The sequence below is a fragment of the Paraburkholderia sp. JHI869 genome (assembly GCF_038900775.1).
In the GTDB taxonomy this organism is placed as follows: Bacteria; Pseudomonadota; Gammaproteobacteria; order Burkholderiales; family Burkholderiaceae; genus Paraburkholderia.
In genome coordinates, this window is sequence record NZ_JAYMSC010000011.1 from 234,419 (window position 1) to 250,618 (window position 16,200).

The 16,200-nt window shown below is 64.6% G+C and carries 18 protein-coding genes and 1 tRNA gene; 5 read left to right on the plus strand and 14 right to left on the minus strand.

Going from position 1 to position 16,200, the window contains the following annotated elements:
- Positions 1–233: 233 nt before the first annotated feature.
- Both miaA and mutL read right to left on the minus strand, forming a co-directional pair.
- Positions 234–1,223 (minus strand): tRNA (adenosine(37)-N6)-dimethylallyltransferase MiaA, encoded by a 990-nt coding sequence (miaA, locus tag VSR72_RS20385; RefSeq protein ID WP_342954141.1) that lies wholly within the window; start codon positions 1,221–1,223, stop codon positions 234–236.
- Positions 1,220–3,349, minus strand: coding sequence for a DNA mismatch repair endonuclease MutL (gene mutL / locus VSR72_RS20390; protein WP_342954142.1), 2,130 nt, complete (start codon positions 3,347–3,349; stop codon positions 1,220–1,222). The genes miaA and mutL overlap by 4 nt, the downstream gene beginning before the upstream one ends.
- Before the next feature lie 223 nt (positions 3,350–3,572).
- On the opposite strand from mutL, the gene VSR72_RS20395 reads away from it, so the two are divergent.
- Positions 3,573–4,259, plus strand: coding sequence for a DedA family protein (locus VSR72_RS20395; RefSeq protein ID WP_342954143.1), 687 nt, complete (start codon positions 3,573–3,575; stop codon positions 4,257–4,259).
- 93 nt (positions 4,260–4,352) lie between these two features.
- Here VSR72_RS20395 and VSR72_RS20400 read toward each other — a convergent pair whose 3' ends face one another.
- A complete protein-coding gene (locus VSR72_RS20400) occupies positions 4,353–5,168 on the minus strand; it encodes a mechanosensitive ion channel family protein (protein ID WP_342954144.1) in 816 nt (271 codons plus the stop codon).
- Positions 5,169–5,454: 286 nt separating this feature from the next.
- Between VSR72_RS20400 and VSR72_RS20405 the strand changes: the two genes are divergently transcribed.
- On the plus strand, positions 5,455–6,132 hold the full coding sequence (locus VSR72_RS20405; RefSeq protein WP_342954145.1) for a ParB/Srx family N-terminal domain-containing protein: 678 nt from the start codon (positions 5,455–5,457) through the stop codon (positions 6,130–6,132).
- 17 nt (positions 6,133–6,149) lie between these two features.
- Here the strand turns inward: VSR72_RS20405 and VSR72_RS20410 are convergent, their stop codons facing one another.
- Positions 6,150–6,530, minus strand: coding sequence for a hypothetical protein (locus VSR72_RS20410; protein ID WP_342954146.1), 381 nt, complete (start codon positions 6,528–6,530; stop codon positions 6,150–6,152).
- Between the two features lie 271 nt (positions 6,531–6,801).
- On the minus strand, positions 6,802–7,719 hold the full coding sequence (locus VSR72_RS20415) for a LysR family transcriptional regulator (protein WP_342954147.1): 918 nt from the start codon (positions 7,717–7,719) through the stop codon (positions 6,802–6,804).
- Between the two features lie 118 nt (positions 7,720–7,837).
- Here VSR72_RS20415 and VSR72_RS20420 point away from each other — a divergent pair, with 118 nt between their 5' ends.
- From VSR72_RS20420 to VSR72_RS20430, 3 genes are all read left to right on the plus strand, one after another.
- Positions 7,838–8,401 (plus strand): cytochrome b, encoded by a 564-nt coding sequence (locus tag VSR72_RS20420; protein ID WP_342954148.1) that lies wholly within the window; start codon positions 7,838–7,840, stop codon positions 8,399–8,401.
- A gap of 71 nt (positions 8,402–8,472) precedes the next feature.
- On the plus strand, positions 8,473–9,060 hold the full coding sequence (locus tag VSR72_RS20425; RefSeq protein WP_342954149.1) for a YceI family protein: 588 nt from the start codon (positions 8,473–8,475) through the stop codon (positions 9,058–9,060).
- Positions 9,061–9,114: 54 nt separating this feature from the next.
- Entirely contained in the window at positions 9,115–9,708 is a 594-nt protein-coding gene (locus tag VSR72_RS20430) for a YceI family protein (protein ID WP_342954150.1), read from the plus strand.
- Positions 9,709–9,812: 104 nt separating this feature from the next.
- Here VSR72_RS20430 and VSR72_RS20435 read toward each other — a convergent pair whose 3' ends face one another.
- The 9 genes from VSR72_RS20435 to ybgC form a co-directional block, all read right to left on the minus strand.
- On the minus strand, positions 9,813–10,259 hold the full coding sequence (locus VSR72_RS20435) for a hypothetical protein (protein ID WP_342954151.1): 447 nt from the start codon (positions 10,257–10,259) through the stop codon (positions 9,813–9,815).
- Between the two features lie 129 nt (positions 10,260–10,388).
- Positions 10,389–10,464: transfer RNA gene (locus VSR72_RS20440), tRNA-Lys, on the minus strand.
- Positions 10,465–10,638: 174 nt separating this feature from the next.
- Positions 10,639–11,388 carry a tol-pal system protein YbgF gene (ybgF, locus tag VSR72_RS20445; protein ID WP_342954152.1) on the minus strand — a complete coding sequence of 250 codons (750 nt, stop codon included), beginning with the start codon at positions 11,386–11,388 and terminating at the stop codon, positions 10,639–10,641.
- Between the two features lie 23 nt (positions 11,389–11,411).
- Positions 11,412–11,918, minus strand: coding sequence for a peptidoglycan-associated lipoprotein Pal (pal, locus tag VSR72_RS20450; RefSeq protein ID WP_042266217.1), 507 nt, complete (start codon positions 11,916–11,918; stop codon positions 11,412–11,414).
- 18 nt (positions 11,919–11,936) lie between these two features.
- Positions 11,937–13,229 carry a Tol-Pal system beta propeller repeat protein TolB gene (gene tolB / locus VSR72_RS20455; protein WP_342954153.1) on the minus strand — a complete coding sequence of 431 codons (1,293 nt, stop codon included), beginning with the start codon at positions 13,227–13,229 and terminating at the stop codon, positions 11,937–11,939.
- A gap of 133 nt (positions 13,230–13,362) precedes the next feature.
- Positions 13,363–14,364: a cell envelope integrity protein TolA gene (gene tolA, locus VSR72_RS20460; RefSeq protein ID WP_342954154.1), complete on the minus strand. Its 1,002-nt coding sequence runs from the start codon at positions 14,362–14,364 to the stop codon at positions 13,363–13,365.
- Entirely contained in the window at positions 14,361–14,807 is a 447-nt protein-coding gene (tolR, locus tag VSR72_RS20465) for a protein TolR (protein WP_342954155.1), read from the minus strand. Before tolR ends, tolA begins: the two co-directional genes overlap by 4 nt.
- A 24-nt stretch (positions 14,808–14,831) precedes the next feature.
- Entirely contained in the window at positions 14,832–15,509 is a 678-nt protein-coding gene (gene tolQ / locus VSR72_RS20470; protein WP_028205324.1) for a protein TolQ, read from the minus strand.
- Between the two features lie 154 nt (positions 15,510–15,663).
- A complete protein-coding gene (gene ybgC / locus VSR72_RS20475; protein WP_342954156.1) occupies positions 15,664–16,158 on the minus strand; it encodes a tol-pal system-associated acyl-CoA thioesterase in 495 nt (164 codons plus the stop codon).
- Between the last annotated feature and the right edge of the window lie 42 nt (positions 16,159–16,200).

Genomic DNA, 16,200 nt, shown 5'->3' on the forward strand with positions numbered 1-16,200 from the left:
AGCGGCCGGTTGGCTCACGATCGGCTCAAGCCTGAGCAATTGCTCTAGTGATGAACGAATGATCGTATCCGGTCGATCGAAAGTCAAGCGGGCGAGGGCGGTTTTCGGTGGCGCGTTGCGATGGAGGAGAAAGCGCGCGCGCAGGGCAAACGCGCGTGCTGTATGGGCGGTGGGGGATGTTGTGGCGCACAAAGCGCCCGGAGAGCGGGACGAGCGAAGAACGGCCGGTGGCTTCAGCCGCCTGGCTCCAATGCGCGCTCCACCGCCGCAACCGCCTGCGCGGTCGCATCCTGCGCGCAGCAATCCACGACGAAGCGCTCCGGCATCGCGCGCAGCCACGTGAGCTGACGCTTGCAGAGCTGGCGGGTAGCGAACACGCCCTTGTCGCGCATGGTGTCGTAGTCGACCTCGCCATCGAGGTATTCCCACACCTGGCGGTAGCCGACGCATCGCATGGATGGCAAGTTGGGGTTCAGATCGCCGCGCGCGCGCAGCGCCTTCACCTCGTCGATGAGACCGCCCGCGAGCATCGCATCGAAGCGCGCTTCGATGCGCGCGTGCAGCACGCCGCGATCGGACGGTTCGAGCGCGACGGGCACGAAGCGGTAACGCGCGGCTTCATCCTCGCGCGTGGAGGGCGTAGCGAGCAGCACCGACATCGGCTGCCCGCTCAGCAGGAAGATTTCGAGCGCCCGCTGAATGCGTTGCGAGTCGTTTGGGGCGAGGCGTGCGGCCGTGGCCGGATCGACCTGCGCGAGGCGGGCATGCATGGCGGGCCAGCCATCGCGTGCGGCTTCGGCGTCGAGTTGCGCGCGCACGGCCGGATCGGCCGAGGGCAGATCGTTCAGGCCTTGCGTGAGCGCCTTGTAGTACAGCATCGTCCCGCCCACGAGCAGCGGCACGTTCCCGCGCGCAACGATCTCGCCCGTCACGCGCAGCGCGTCGGCGCGAAAGTCGGCGGCGGAATAGGCATCCAGCGGATCGACGATATCGATCAGGTGATGTGCTGCGGCCGCGCGCTCGGCAGCGGTGGGTTTCGCGGTGCCGATGTCCATCTCGCGATACACGAGCGCCGAATCGACGCTTACGATCTCCACCGTGCGCCCGCGCGCCGCCGACTGCGCGGCATACGCGAGCGCGGCCGCCGTCTTGCCCGAGGCCGTAGGGCCGAGCAGACAGGCAACCGGCAACGCGCCGCCTTCTTGTTTCGTGGACTGCGTCATTGACCGCGCATGAAAAGCCGATCGAGATCGGCGAGCGTGAGCTGGTACCAGGTCGGGCGGCCGTGGTTGCACTGGTCGGCGCGCTCGGTCGCTTCCATCTGGCGCAGGAGCGCGTTCATCTCGTCGAGCGTGAGACGCCGGTTCGCGCGCACCGCGTGATGGCAGGCGAGCGTGCCGAGCATCTCGTGCTGGCGCTCGGTGAGCACGCGTGAGCCGCCGTACTCATGCAGATCGGCGAGCACGGCGCGCGCGAGCGCCTGGAGGTCGGCGTCCTTGAGGAGCGCCGGCACTGCGCGGATCGCGATCGATGTGGGCGAGAGCACGGCGAGATCGAAGCCTAGCGCTTCGAGCGTCGCTTTTTCTTCCTCGACGGTGCCCGTTTCGACGGGATCGGCTGTCATCGAGATCGGAATCAGCAACGGCTGCACGGCGAGCGAGCGTTCGGCGAGCGCCTGCTTGAACTGTTCGTAAAGGATGCGCTCGTGCGCGGCGTGCATGTCGACGATCACGAGGCCGCGTGCATTCTGCGCGAGCACGTAGATGCCGTGCACCTGGCCGAGCGCGAAGCCGAGCGGGTGATCTTCGCCCGCTTCGAAGGCGGCGTTCGGCGTGCTGGCGGCGAACGCATCGGCTGCGCCGTCTTGCGCCTGCAGCACGGTCGAGCCTTGCGCCGCGCCGGCGCCGACGTCCTTTCGGCCGAACAACGCGTCATAAAGCGCGAGCGGCTGCGCGACGGGCAGGTTGCCCTGCGTCATGCGCGACTGGCGCAGCCAGGTGTTGCCGCTGCTCGCATTGGCGCCGCCTGCGCTCGCCGAGCCAAAGCCGGAAGCGCGCGAAGGCGCACCGCCCGCGCCGCCGCCGAAACTGCTCGCCACGCTCGCGGTGCCGAACTTGCCATCGGCGCCGAAGCTGCCCGCCGCGCCTGCGCGCGGGTAGTCCGTCGCACCCGAAGCTAGCCCGACCGAGGCGCCCAGCACCCCGGCGCCCGGCAACGCCCGCGGCTCGATGAGCGCGGCGGCGTGGCCGCCCGAGGTCGTCTCGGGCGAGGCGCCCGCGTGGCGCGCGAGCGCGCGCTGCACGGCATGGAACACGAACTGGTGAATCGAGCGCGAGTCGCGGAAACGCACTTCGATTTTTGAAGGATGCACGTTCACGTCGACGGCCTCGGGCGGCAGGTCGAGGAAGAGCACGTACGACGGATAGCGGTCGCCGTGCAGCACGTCCTCATACGCCGAGCGCACCGCGTGCGTAAGCAGCTTGTCGCGCACGAAGCGGCCGTTCACGAAGAAGTACTGCTGATCGGCGCGGTTGCGGCTCGCCGTGGGCAGACCTGCGCAGCCATAGACGGCCAGCGGCCCCGCGCGCTCGTCGAGCGGCAGGTGCGCCGTGGCGAAAACTTCGCCGAGAATCTTCGAGACGCGCGTGGCAGGATCGCTCGCGTTCCAGTGCTCGACCGCGCGGCCGTTGTGCAGCACCGAGATCGCCACATCGGGGCGCGCGAGCGCGCTGCGGCGGATCATCTCGAGGCAATGGCCCAGTTCGGTCTGCTCGCTCTTCAGGAACTTGCGGCGCGCAGGCGTGTTGAAATACAGCTCGCGCACTTCGATGGTCGTGCCCTGGCCGCCCGCAGCCGGCGAGATCGCGCCCGTGTGCCCTTCGATCTTCACGGCGTGCGGTGCGTCGGCGCTGCGGCTCGTGATCGACATTTCCGCCACCGAGGCGATCGACGCCAGCGCTTCGCCGCGGAACCCGAGCGTCGCGACGCTCTCCAGTTCGGCGAGCGAGCGGATCTTGCTCGTGGCGTGGCGCATGAGTGCGAGCGGCAGCTCGGCTTCGGGAATGCCGCAGCCGTCGTCGGCGATGGAAATACGCTTCACGCCGCCCTCGTCGAGCAGGATACGTAGCGTGCTCGCGCCCGCGTCGAGCGCGTTTTCGAGCAGTTCCTTGACGACGGAGGCGGGCCGCTCGACCACTTCGCCCGCGGCGATCTGGCTGATGAGCTGATCGGGCAGCGCCTGGATCGCGCGCGCGGGCTGCGCGGCGCGCGAGGCGGGCGCGGTGCTGGCGGCGGCGTCGGCGTGAGCGGAATCCGGCGCGGCGCCGGTGGGTTCGGAATTCGAAGACATGCGCGCAATTATAGCGAGTCGGCGCGGCGCGACCCGGTGCGCTTTAGCGCCCCGGAAACCGCCATCTAGCGGCGCTTTGTGCGCGAATTCACCGAAATTAGCGGGAATTTTTCGTGACGCACGGGCACTTTCGGTATCATGGCGCGGTCAATTTTGCTTCTCGCGCAACACCGGGCGAACGCACTTTTTCAGGCGCGCGGCCCACGATCAATAAGGGACACTTTTGGATACGCTTCTGCAGTTCGTCAATCTTGTCTTGCACATCGACAAGTTTCTTGGTGTCTTCATCCAGCAATACGGCGGCTGGGTCTACGCGGTGCTGTTCCTGATCGTGTTCTGCGAAACCGGTCTCGTGGTGCTGCCGTTCCTGCCGGGCGACTCGCTGCTTTTCATCGGTGGCGCGTTTGCTGCCACGCACGAAATGAATCTCGGCCTGCTGATCGTGTTGCTGCTCGTGGCGGCGGTTCTCGGCAATACGGTCAACTATCTGATCGGGCGCGCCATCGGGCCGAAGGTGTTCAATACGCACATTCCTGTGCTCGAACGCTTCCTCGACCGCGCTGCGCTGCAAAAAACGCACGAGTTCTACGAGCGCCACGGCGGCAAGACCATCGTGCTCGCGCGCTTCATTCCTGTCGTGCGCACGTTCGCGCCGTTCGTGGCGGGCGTTTCGCAAATGCCTATGCGACGCTTTCAGTTCTTCACGGTCACGGGCGCGCTGTTCTGGGTGTTGCTGCTCGTGCTGCTCGGCTACTTCTTCGGCAATATTCCGTTCATTCGCCAGTACCTCAACGTGATCGTGCTCGTCGGTATCGGCGCGGCAATCGTGCCGATCCTGATTGGCGGCGTGTGGAAGATGCTGCGCAAGGACTCGCGCAGCGGCGCCGTGCGCAAGCCCAACGGCGGCTGAGCGACGTTCGCCTCTAAGCGACAGCGCAATGAAAAACGGCATCGCCTGCGAAGGCGATGCCGTTTTGTTTTGGCGAGCGCTTGAAAGGCGGCGCTAGGAGCCCACGCGGCGAATGATCGAAGGCGTTTCGGGCGTCGGGTAGCCCGCGTCCCTGAAGGTCTCGACAATCGCGCGGTTGGTGTCGAAGTACACCTGCCAGTAGCTGTCGTTGCTCGTATAAGGCCGCACGGCCAGCATCGGCCCTTCGGGCGTGAACGAGAGAATCTCGACGTCGGGCGCCGGTTCCTGCGCAACGTTCGGAATTTTCGCGATCGCCGCGCGCAGGCGGTTGGCGGCATCGACGGGATCGACGCCGTTGGCGATCTTCGCGGTCAGCTCGACGCGGCGCACGGGCGTGGCGCTGTAGTTCGAGATGGTGTCCGAGAAGATCTTGTTGTTGCCGACGATGTTGACCACGTTGTCCGGCGAGATGATGGTCGTGCCGAAGATGCCCAGTTCCTTCACGGTGCCCGTCACGCCGCCGGCCGTCACGAAGTCGCCCACCTTGAACGGGCGCAGCACCTGCATGAACACGCCCGCCGCGAAATGCGCGAGCAGGCCGCCCCATGCCGTACCGATGGCGAGGCCAAGACCGGCGAGGAGCGCGGCGAACGAGGTGGTCTGCACGCCGAACACCTGGAGGATCGCGAGGACCAGCAGCAGGTTCAAGACGGCGGCGAGAATCGAACTGAGGTAATGCGCGAGCGTGGGGTCGACGCGCTCGTTGCGCGCGAGCACCTTGCGCAGCACGCCGGCGACGAGATTGATGGCCCAGCGCCCGATGATCCACAGGACGATCGCCGCCACGACCTTGGTCCCGAAGTCGATGCCCCGGGTCATGATGAATACGCGGATGGTTTCGAGATCCAAAATGCCCTCGCTTGTGCCGTTGTATTGCCGTTGATCGAGCCGGAAAAGACGTGCAACTGACATTGGCGGGGAGCGCGGCGCGCGACGTGGCTGGCGCCGTCTGTCCCTCGGAGCATTTATAGGCGAACTGAAAAAAGCGCGCATCCAACGTGCCCAGCGTCCTCGGGGTTGACCCTGCGCACGCACCGCTCGGCGCGCTTTCAATCGATGCGGCATGCATGGCCGTTCGGCTGTATCGTTGCGCGATCGCCGCTCGCACTAACCGACACTAAACAGGAGGCCCGCCATGAACCTTCAGAACACCGATCTCCATCTCATCACCGTGAAGCTCGACGAGTTGCGTCCCACGCAGATCACGGTGGGTTTTCGGGAGGTGAACGCCAAGCGCGCGCACTGGCAAGGACTCGACAAGAAAGGCCGCGCGACGGCCATCGACTCGCACTGGTTTCCCGCCGTGCTTGGGCCGAAGTCGCGCTACTACGTGGTCGATCACCACCATCTTGGCCGCGCGTGGCTAGAGGAATCGGTGGAGAGCGTGCGGGTGACCGTGCTCAAGGATCTCTCGTGGCTAGAGCCCACCATCTTCTGGCGCATGATGGAGCACAACCAGTGGGTGCATCCGTTCGATGCCGCTGGCGAGCGCTGCGAATTCGACCAGTTGCCGAAGCAGCTTCTTGGCCTTGCCGACGATCCGTACCGCAGCCTCGCGGGCGAGTTGCGCACATCGGGCGGCTACGCGAAGGACACGACGCCGTTCAGCGAATTCCTGTGGGCCGACTTCCTGCGTCGCAAGGTATCCGAAACGCGTTTGCGCAAGGACTTCGACGCGGCACTCGCCGACGCGCTTTCGCACGCACACGATGCTGAGGCGCGGTATTTGCCGGGCTGGTCGGGCGTGGTGCCGGCCGCGGCGCCAGCGCCGGCGGTGGCGCCGGGGAAGGCTGCCAAGGTCAAGAAGGGCTGAAGCGGGCCGCGCGCCTCTTACATTGGGAGCGTCGATTTGCTGTACGCAGACGTTTCGATTTCCTGCGTGGCAGCCGCTCCGTTGCGCGTCGTGCGCGAGTCCTGCCGGCGCGCGTGCCACGCAATGAGCACCGCGATCAACGCTGCGAGCACATAAGCGAAGGCGCGCTCGGGGTAAGTCTCGCTCGGATTGTGCGCTTGCCACGGGCCGCCGGCATCGGCGAACACGAGGAAGGTGACCGCCGTGTCGAACACGAGCGCAATCGCCATCAAGCCGACGAAGATGCGCGTGCCATTGAGCGTGATGTCGGGCCGCGTGCAGCCAATGAGCCAGCAGCCCACGCGCACGGCGAAGAGCAAGGCGAGATTCCAGAGCAGAAAGCAGACGAAGTTGACCATGATGCGAAGTGACCGGGCGCGTGATACAAGGCTCGCGCTGGGCGTTCGGGCCTTGCGCCTCTGGCGCATGCCCGCCCTGCGAGCGGTGGCGCGATCCTGGCACGGAGGTGCATCTCGATAAATGCGGACGGACGATGGCCGATGGCGCGAGGCCGGCGTTGGCCGCTCCGCGAGCCCCGCGTGACGCGCCTCGCGCGGGTTTGTGAAGCATTGTCAGGCGTGCGCGGGGTTGCGTTCGTACAACTCGCGGGCGCACCGCTCGCGGGCGCTGTCAGCGTGCGTCGGGCAATGGCGTCTGGGGCGGCGTACCTTGGGTCAGGTAATGGCAGAGCCACTCGCTGGCGGGGCCGCGTGCCGCGTCGGTGCGATGGATCAGCGAAATGTTGTAGCTCACCGAGCGCCGGTCAGCGAGCGCGACGCGCACGAGCCGCCCGGCTTCGAGATCGGCTTCCACGATGTGCTTCGGCATCGACCCCCAGCCAAGGCCCGCGAGCAGCAGCCGGTGCTTGGCGCCGAGATCGCCGAGCTTCCACGCCCGGTTGCTGTACACGCCGAAGTTCTGGCCTTCGGTGAGGCGGCTGCGGTCGGTGAGGACCAGCTGCGTGTGCTCGCGCGCATCCGAGATGCGCACGGGAGGCTCCGCCTTGGCGAGCGGATGGCACGGGGCCGCCACGAGCACGAGTTCCACGGTGCCGATGGATTGCGCCTCGATCACATGCGGCCAGTTGTGGTTCGGCCCGCTGATCCCCACCGCGCAGTCGCCGTCGAGCACGAGCTTGAGCACGCCGCCAAGCGCTTCCATGGTCAGATTCAGCGCCACGGTGGGAAACGTGAAGGCGAACGCCTGCAGGGCCTCGACGAGGCGCTGCGACGGAAACATCACGTCCACGGCCAGCGAAACTTCGCCTTCCAAGCCCCTCTGCAAGCCGGCCGCCTTGGCGTTAAGCTGACCCATGAGGAGATCGAGGCGGCGCGCGTCGGCGAGGATCGCGCGGCCCGCGGCCGTGAGTTCCGGCTTGCGCTTGCCGCGCTCGAACAGCGCGACGCCCAGCAGCGCCTCGAGATTGGCGATCGTATAGCTGACCACCGACTGCGCGCGGTCGAGCTGGCGCGCCGCCGCCGAGAAGCTGCCGGTTTCGGCGACGGCGATCAGCGCGCGCAGCTGTTCGAGGCTAGGGGAGCGGTCCACGAGGTGCGATCCTTTTCGATCTATCGAAAAAGTGGATGATAACCATCCATTTTAGACGATTGTTTGAATAGGTTTGGCCGGGTAAAGTGCACACCTCGAATATTGGAGTCGTATGCCGATGAACCCTACCGTCAAGCCCGCCGGACGCTATAACGGCTTTGCCATGCTGCTGCACTGGCTGATCGCCGCGCTGATCGTATGGGGCTTTGCGCTCGGCTGGGTCATGACCGACATTCCCGGCATCACGCCCACCAAGCTGCGCTACTTCTCGTGGCACAAATGGATTGGCGTGACTGTGCTCGCACTCGTGCTCGTGCGCATTCTCTGGCGTGTCACGCACGCCGCGCCCGCGCTGCCTGGCTCCATGCATGGCTGGGAACGGCTGGCCGCGCACCTGGGCCACGCCGCGCTCTACGTGCTGATGGTCGCGATTCCGGTGACGGGCTACCTCTACAGCTCGGCGGCCGGCATTCAGGTCGTGTACCTCGGCATCTGGCCGATGCCCGTGCTGATCGGCCCCGACACCGCGCTCAAAGGCGTGCTGCGCATCGTGCATATCTCGCTGAACTACACGTTGCTCACCGTGGTCGTGCTGCACGTGCTCGCCGTCATCAAGCACCAGTTGGTCGACCGCCAGAACATCCTCTCGCGCATGCTGCCGTTCGGCACGCCGCGCGACTGACTTTGCGGCACGAATACGCTGTATCGCGCCGTATCCATTCCCTGATGCTTTTCACCTTGGACCGAACGCCCATGATCCAACGTCTTGCCCACTCCGCTTCCGTCGTTGCGCTCGGCGCGGCGCTCGCCGCCGGCGCGGCATTTGCCACGACTTTCGCCACGAACGCCGACGCCGCGGCCGAAGCCGCGAAGACCTCCGTGAGCGCCGTATTCAAGCAGATGAACGTGCCGGTCGAAGGGCGCTTCAACCACTTCACCGCCGACGTGCGCTTCGATCCCGCGAACGTCGCGGCATCGAGCGCGAAGCTCGACGTCGACGTGGCGAGCTTCGACCTCGGCGCGCCGGAATACAACAAGGAAGTCGCCGGCGACGAGTGGTTCGACGCCTCGCACTTCCCGCACGCGACCTTCGTCTCCACGCAAATCAAGCCGGGCGCAAACGGCGCGTTCAGCGTGGCCGGCAAGCTCACGATCAAGGGCAAGACGACCGACGTCGTCGTGCCGGTGACGTACCACAAGGACGGCGCCAACCAGGTATTCGACGGCACGCTGCCCATCAAGCGCCTCGCGTACGGCATTGGCTCGGGCGAGTGGAAGGACACCTCGATCGTCGCCGACGACGTGCAGATCAAGTTTCACATCGTGTCCGCCGCGCACTGACGCGCGGATGGCATCGCTTTTTCACCCAGTTTCTCTCGCACCAGGAATCGATTCATGAAGACCACGATTTTCGCCGCGGCCGCCGTTGCCGCTTCGCTCGCAGCCGCCGTCGCCACGCCGGCGCTCGCAGCCGCCTCGACCTACAACCTCGACCCGATGCACACGTACCCGAGCTTCGAAGCCGATCACTTCGGCGGCGTTTCGGTGTGGCGCGGCAAGTTCACGAAGAGCTCGGGCACGGTCACGCTCGACCGCGCGGCGAAGACCGGCACGGTGGACGTGACGATCGACGCATCGTCGATCGATACCGGCAACGCGAAGCTCGACAAGCACGTGAGCTCGGCCGAATTCCTCGACACCGAGAAGTACCCGACGGCCACCTACAAGGGCACGTCGATCCGCTTCGAAGGCGACAAGCCGGTGGAGGTGATCGGCACGTTCACGCTGCACGGCGTGACGAAGCCGCTGAACCTGAAGATCGACTCGTTCAAGTGCTTCCAGAACCCGATGCTCAAGCGTGAAGTGTGCGGCGCGGACGCGTCGGCGCAATTCGACCGCGCGGACTACGGCGTGAACTGGGGCCAGTCGTATGGCTTCAAGACGGCGACGACGCTGCAGATCCAGGTGGAAGGCGTCAAGGCAGACTGAGTTTGCGCGCGGCGTGGGCCGCGCCTCGCTCGATGCGAAGCCCGTGCGCCTTCAGGCGCGCGGGCTTTTTTGTTGCTGGAAGCGCTAAGGATGACGAAGTATCGTCAGTGGATGGGCGACGTTGCGTGGGTGGCGCGCGGCGACAGCGCCACGTCGACGACGTGTGAATGCCAGATGCCGCAGGTGGCCTTCACGGGAACCCAGGTGTACTTGCCGCGCACCTTGGCGAAGGCGTGCAGATGGATCAACGTGTCGATGGACGTGACGGGCGTGAGCGCATCGCTTGCGGCGGGTACGGGCGTGGCGTTGCCGGGCGCGGGCTGCTCGATCTTCGCCGAGAGCGCGCGGCGATCGGGCACGAGCAGCGAATCGTAGCGTTGCGCCTTGTGCACCCACTGGTCGAGCGCGGCAACGCAATTGACGACGGCGTCCGGCACGCGAATGCGGCGCAGGTATTCGTAGTCTTCGGATTGCGGTTGGACTTGCGCCTGAACGCGCAGACTGAGCCAGAGGAGCGCGAGCAGGGCGCAGGCAAGGGTCGTGAACTTCATGATGACGTGGCCTGTGCAGCGGGGATGGGAAGGCGGGGGAGGACGGAGTATACATGCTGGGCGCATGCTCACGTGCCGTACGCTGCAAAGCGAAAAGCCCAGTCCGAAGACTGGGCTTTTCTGATTCTTTGGTAGGCCGTACGGGATTCGAACCTGTGACCAACGGATTAAAAGTCCGCTGCTCTACCAGCTGAGCTAACGACCCAAAAGAGAAGCGGGATTATAGCGGCGTATGGACGAAGCGTCAACCTTTGCCGTCATAAAACCGATGGAAGAGCCCGAGGCACGCTGTGCCCCGGGCCTTCCCTGTACGCGAGAGGCGCATTTTGCGGCGTTGGCATACACCACGCCACATCACGCCAAAACCTGCCAGCAGCGCTTATTTGAGCTGTGAAAGCTTGCTCTGCGCGGTCTGGGCGACATCCGAATTGCCGTACTGCGAAACGACCTGCTCGAGCGTGCGCTTGGCCGCAGCCTTTTGCCCCTGCTCGATCTGATTGTTCGCAATTGCCAGCAGCGCCTCAGGCGCGCGCGGATGCTGCGGGTATTTGCTGACGACGTTTTGCCACGTCGCGGTCGACCCCTTGTAGTCCTTCAGCGCATAAAGCGCGTTGCCGAGCCAGTACTGCGCGGTCGGCTGGTAAGGACTCTGTGGGAACTTCGCGATGAAGCTACGGAACGATGCCGCCGCGTTCTTGAAGTCGCCATTGCGGAACTGCTGCGAAGCGGCGTTGAACGCGTCCATCTCACCCGGCTGAACCGTGCCTTGCATGCCGTCCACGGTCTCCTGCTGCGGCTCGAACTTCTTGAGCCGCGTGTCGAGATCCGTGTAGTAGTCCTTCTGTTGCTTCTGCAGGGTTGCCAGCTGGTTCGCCATGTCCTCGTTCTGTCCGCGCAACGTGGCGACCTGCTGGTTGAGCTGGTCGAGATGGTTGGACTGGTCGAGGATCGTGCGTTGAGCGGCGGACAGCTGGCTAGACAGACTGTCCGTTTTCGCGCGCAGGTCGAGAATCGCCTGGCGCGCCTGATCGTCATCGAAGATACCCGCGTGTGCCGGCAGCGCCGCAAAGGCGACGCCAGCCACGCAGGCGGCTGCGGCTGCGCGCAGCGGGGAGAAACGGTGCGACATACGCCCCTTCATCCAATGCTCAATTACTGTTGATACACGAGGTCAGCACGGCGGTTCTGCGCCCACGATGCTTCGTCGTGGCCCGTTGCGACCGGCTTTTCCTTACCGAGGCTGACAGCTTCCATTTGCGAATCCGGCACGCCCATCAGCGAGAGGGCACGGCGGACTGCTTCAGCACGCTTTTGACCCAGCGCCAGGTTGTATTCGCTCGTGCCGCGCTCGTCGGTGTTGCCCTGGATCAGGACGTGACGTTCCGGGTGCGTCTTGAGGTACTGTGCGTGAGCTTGCAGCAGCGACTGGTAGTCGTCCTTGACGGCGTAGCTGTCGAAATCGAAGTACACGCTGCGCTTGGCGAGCGGGCTGTTCGGGTTGTTCAGCTCATCGACGTTCACCTGGGCAACCGCATTCGGGTTCGGCTGGGTGTTCATCGCGCCGGCGTTCGGATTCGTTTCCTTTACGCCCGACTTGCATGCTGCCAGTGCGCCGATCATCAAAACGGCCAAGGCCAGGCGTACTTTCTTCGACATCATTTTTTCTCTCCTGAAGTGTTATTGCATAAAAGGACCCCAGGACGGCTCGCGTACGCTGCCGCCCTGAACGGACAGGATTTGCCGCGTACGACCGTCGGTCGATACAGCAGCCAGCACGCCACGGCCGTTCACCTGAGTGGCGTAAAGAATGTACTGACCGTTCGCCGCGAAGCTGGGCGATTCGTCATGTGTCGTGTCAGTGAGCGCCGTGGCGACACCGGACTGCAGATCTTGAATGTACAGCTTAAATCCGCCGCCCGTGCGTGAGATGTACGCCAGTTGCTTGCCGTCCGGGCTGACCTTCGGGCTCGTATTGTAGTTGCCGGTGAACGTCACACGCTGTGCCGCTCCGGCGCTTTCGCCCTGGGCCGGCATCTTGTAAACCTGAGGCTGGCCACCGCGGTCGCTCGTGAAGAAAATCCAGCGTCCGTCAGGAGAGTAGTTGGGTTCGGTGTCGATCGTCGTGCCTTGCGTGAGGCGGTGCAGGCCGGAGCCGTCGGCATTGACGGCGAAGATCTGCGTGTTGCCCGTGCGCGACAGTGCTACTGCGAGCGTGCGGCCGTCAGGAGACCAGGCCGGCGCCGAATTGTTGCCCTTCTGGTCCGAAATGATCACGCGGCGACCGGTAGGCAGGTCGTGCACGTAGACGATCGGCTTCTTCTTTTCGAAAGATACGTAAGCGACCTTGGTGCCGTCGGGCGACCAGGCCGGGGAGATGATCGGCTCGGGGCTCGAGAGCGCGATGTGCGCGTCTTGTCCATCGGAGTCCGAAACCTGCAACTGGAAGCGGCCGCCCGTCTTGATTACGTACGAAAGACGCGTGGCGAACACGCCGCGATCGCCGAGCAGCTTCTGATAGATGTAGTCCGAAACCTTATGCGCGCTCATGCGCAGGCCGCTTGCGGGGCTCGTGAGCACGAGGCCGCCGAGGCTTTCGCCCTTCACGGTGTCGTAGAGCTTGAAGCGCACTTCGTACTGGCCGTTGGCGAGCTTGTTCACGCTGCCCGCAACGAACGCATTGGCGCCCTTGGCTTTCCAGCTGCCGAGGTCGACGGAGTCGTTTTCCGAGATCGGTGCGCTGCCGGCGTCGATGTTCGTGAATTTGCCGCTGCGTTGCAGGTCGGCGCGCACGATGGCGGCGACCTGCTCGGGCGAATTCGCTTCACCGGCAAAGTTAGCCGTGGCGATGGGGAACTGGGTGGAGCCCACGCCGGTGACGAGGACGTTGAGTTGTGCGTTCGCCGCGCCGCCCGCCGTGATCAGGCAGGACGCGACGAGGGTTCGCAGGCCAAGCTTCGTCATCAATGTCATGCTGTGATATTTCCTGAAAAAGCGATTTTGTCATACCGCGCAACAGCAGAGTGACCCGAAAACGTTCGAATCGTTCCTTGTTCCACTGTTGCGCGCCGGCTTTCGTCAATCTTTCTGCGTTTTGCGCTCGCCTTTAGCCCGCTGGACGCAAGGTGATCAAAAAGCTCGACGGCGCCTTGCCATTCGTATCGAGCGGCATCGGATCCGAGCGCTGGACAGCGCGCAACGCGGCGTCGTCCCACGAAGAATTGCCACTGCTACGCTGTATCTGCGCCGAGAGCAGCGTGCCCGTGGGTGAGCAGCGTACCGCTACAACCGTCTCCAGCCCCGACGTCTCGCCAGACCAGATGATGTTCGGCCGCACGCGTCGCTGCACCTTCTCCGCATAGCCCGGCGACGTCGCGTTGCCGCCCGAGCCGCTGCCAGTGCCGCTCTTCGCAAGACCGTTGCCGCTCGTGCCTTCGCCGCCGCCCATCGAGCCTTGCATCTGCGCGATGCGGGCGCGGCGATCCGCGTCGAGTTGCTTCGCCTTGGCGTCGGCTTGAGCCTTCGCCTTGGCCGCCTTCTCTGCGTCGGCCTTCTTTTGCGCGTCGAGCTTCGCCTGCTTCTGCTGATCTTCTTGCTGCTGCTGCTTCTTGAGAGCGTCCTGCTGTTCCTGCTGCTGCTTTTGCTTCTCGGCAGCGGCCTGTTGCTGCTCTTGCTGCTGCTTGAGCTTTTGGGCCTTCTGCTGCGCGGCGAGCTGCGCAGCCTGCTGGGCCGCAAGTTGCTGCTGGCGTTTCGCGTCGGCTTCCTGCTGCGCTTTCAGACGCTGCTGCTCAGCCAGTTGCGCCTCGCGCTGCGCTTCCTGCTGCTTACGCTTTTGCTGTTGCAGCGCAATGTCGGCGTCCTCGGTTTGCGGCGGCGGCGGGGCAGGGGCGACCGGCGCGGGCGGCGGCAGCGGCTTCGGTGTCGACAGGTCCGGCACTTCGGTCCACAGTTCCGCCTCTTCACCCGCCGGCGTGCTGTTCTGCCAGTGGATGCCGTGATAGAGGAACAGACCGAGCAGCGCGTGCATGATCACCGCGAGTGCGATAGCACGTCCCGTGCCACGCTCGCGCGGAGGCTGCAGCGGATACGAATCGTTCTTGCGGATCATTGCGATTTGACGAGCAGTCCGACACGTTTGACGCCATGCGACTTCAGGTCGGACATCACGTTCATCACCGTCTCGTATTTGACGGACTTGTCGGCGGCGATCACGACGGGCTGGTCGGGATGGCTCTGCTCGCGATCGGCGACGAAGCCGTTGAGATCGGCGCGCGACATGGTTTGCTGCTGCGTGGCGCCGGAGTCATCCTTGTAGCGTACGCTCAGATTGCCGTCGGGGCGAATATTGACCACGACGGGTGGAATTTGCTGCTGCTGCGACGCCCCGCCCACAGTGGGCAGGTTGACGATTGACGGAGCGACGAGCGGCGCCGTCACCATGAAAATCACGAGCAATACCAGCATCACGTCGATGTACGGCACGACGTTGATGTCGGCCATTGCACGGCGCGAGCGGCTGCCTCGCATGCTCGAACGGACTGAGCCTCCCATCTTCGACTCCTTGCTTCGTGAAGATTAGTGGGCCTGACGCTGCAGGATGTTCGAAAACTCTTCGATGAAGGTTTCGAAGCGGATCGCCAGACGGTCGATGTCGTGCGCGTAGCTGTTGTACGCGACCACCGCCGGAATGGCGGCGAACAGGCCGATCGCGGTTGCCGTCAGCGCTTCGGCGATGCCGGGCGCGACGTTCGCGAGCGTGGCCTGCTGCACGTTCGCAAGGCCGCGGAACGCGTTCATGATCCCCCACACCGTGCCGAAAAGACCGATGTACGGGCTGACCGAGCCAACCGATGCGAGGAACGAGAGGTTCGCCTCGAGCGCGTCCATTTCACGCTGGAAGGCGGCGCGCATCGCGCGGCGGGCGCCGTCGAGCACGAGGCTCGGATCGTTCAGGCGCTTCTCTTTGGCCTTCAGGAATTCGCGCATGCCCGACTCAAAGATACGCTCGAGCGCGCCGATCGTGTGACGGTTGTTGGCTGCGCTCTGATAAAGCGCCTGCAGGTCGCCGCCTGACCAGAAGTCTCGCTCGAAGCGCTCTGTCTGGGACCGCGCCCGGCGGATCGCGAACCACTTGCGGAAGATGAAAGTCCAGGAAATCAGCGACATGAGCAGAAGAAGCCCCATCACCGCCTGTGCCAGTATGCTCGCATTAAGAACGAGAGAAATGATCGACAGATCTTGTGTAGTGTTCATATAGGTTCGTTGTGACGTCCCGAAAGGGGCGAGCGGCTGCAAGACAACGCAAGGCTTCCCGTAGGCGGTTGGGAAGCTCTCGCGCCGTCGCGGCCGAACCCTGCTTGGTCCTGCATTGACCGGCGCGAGTTCACTGGCGTCGTATCAACGGTAATTACTGCACTGCCGTTGACACGGCGTACAGGTCTTTCTGTGGTCCCCGCTGCAATGCTTCATGAACGGGGGCCGGAATGGGTGCGGGGCGCATGGCTGCACTGTCGACGCAGGCGACACGAATGATGCCCGTGGCGAGCAGCGTGTCATCGCGCCACGCTTCCTGCATGAAGTCGACCGAGGCGCGGCCAAGCTTTTCGACGCGGCTCACAGTCGTGACGACGTCGTCGAGGCGCGCGGGCGAACGGTAGTCGAGCGCGGTGCTGCGCACGACGAAAAGCACGCCCGTTTCCTCGGCGAGCCGACGCTGATCGACGCCGCACGCGCGCAGCCATTCGGTGCGCGCACGTTCGAAGAACTTCAGGTAATTCGCGTAAAACACGATGCCACCAGCGTCGGTGTCCTCGTAATAGACGCGTACCGGCCACGTAAAACCGCGCCCGGCCGGTGACGACACCGCGTCCGGCTTGCTTGTGGAATTTTCCATGCCGCGCATTCTACCGGAACGCGCGGCCCCTACGTCTTTCGTGCTACTGAC

Coding starts and splice junctions, on each gene's coding strand:
- miaA (WP_342954141.1), bottom strand. CDS start 1,223: ATGACGCAGTCCACGAAACAAGAAGGCGGCGCGTTGCCGGTTGCCTGT.
- mutL (WP_342954142.1), bottom strand. CDS start 3,349: ATGTCTTCGAATTCCGAACCCACCGGCGCCGCGCCGGATTCCGCTCAC.
- VSR72_RS20405 (WP_342954145.1), top strand. CDS start 5,455: ATGAACCTTCAGAACACCGATCTCCATCTCATCACCGTGAAGCTCGAC.
- VSR72_RS20410 (WP_342954146.1), bottom strand. CDS start 6,530: ATGGTCAACTTCGTCTGCTTTCTGCTCTGGAATCTCGCCTTGCTCTTC.
- VSR72_RS20420 (WP_342954148.1), top strand. CDS start 7,838: ATGAACCCTACCGTCAAGCCCGCCGGACGCTATAACGGCTTTGCCATG.
- VSR72_RS20425 (WP_342954149.1), top strand. CDS start 8,473: ATGATCCAACGTCTTGCCCACTCCGCTTCCGTCGTTGCGCTCGGCGCG.
- VSR72_RS20430 (WP_342954150.1), top strand. CDS start 9,115: ATGAAGACCACGATTTTCGCCGCGGCCGCCGTTGCCGCTTCGCTCGCA.
- VSR72_RS20435 (WP_342954151.1), bottom strand. CDS start 10,259: ATGAAGTTCACGACCCTTGCCTGCGCCCTGCTCGCGCTCCTCTGGCTC.
- ybgF (WP_342954152.1), bottom strand. CDS start 11,388: ATGTCGCACCGTTTCTCCCCGCTGCGCGCAGCCGCAGCCGCCTGCGTG.
- pal (WP_042266217.1), bottom strand. CDS start 11,918: ATGATGTCGAAGAAAGTACGCCTGGCCTTGGCCGTTTTGATGATCGGC.
- tolB (WP_342954153.1), bottom strand. CDS start 13,229: ATGACATTGATGACGAAGCTTGGCCTGCGAACCCTCGTCGCGTCCTGC.
- tolA (WP_342954154.1), bottom strand. CDS start 14,364: ATGATCCGCAAGAACGATTCGTATCCGCTGCAGCCTCCGCGCGAGCGT.
- tolR (WP_342954155.1), bottom strand. CDS start 14,807: ATGGGAGGCTCAGTCCGTTCGAGCATGCGAGGCAGCCGCTCGCGCCGT.
- tolQ (WP_028205324.1), bottom strand. CDS start 15,509: ATGAACACTACACAAGATCTGTCGATCATTTCTCTCGTTCTTAATGCG.
- ybgC (WP_342954156.1), bottom strand. CDS start 16,158: ATGCGCGGCATGGAAAATTCCACAAGCAAGCCGGACGCGGTGTCGTCA.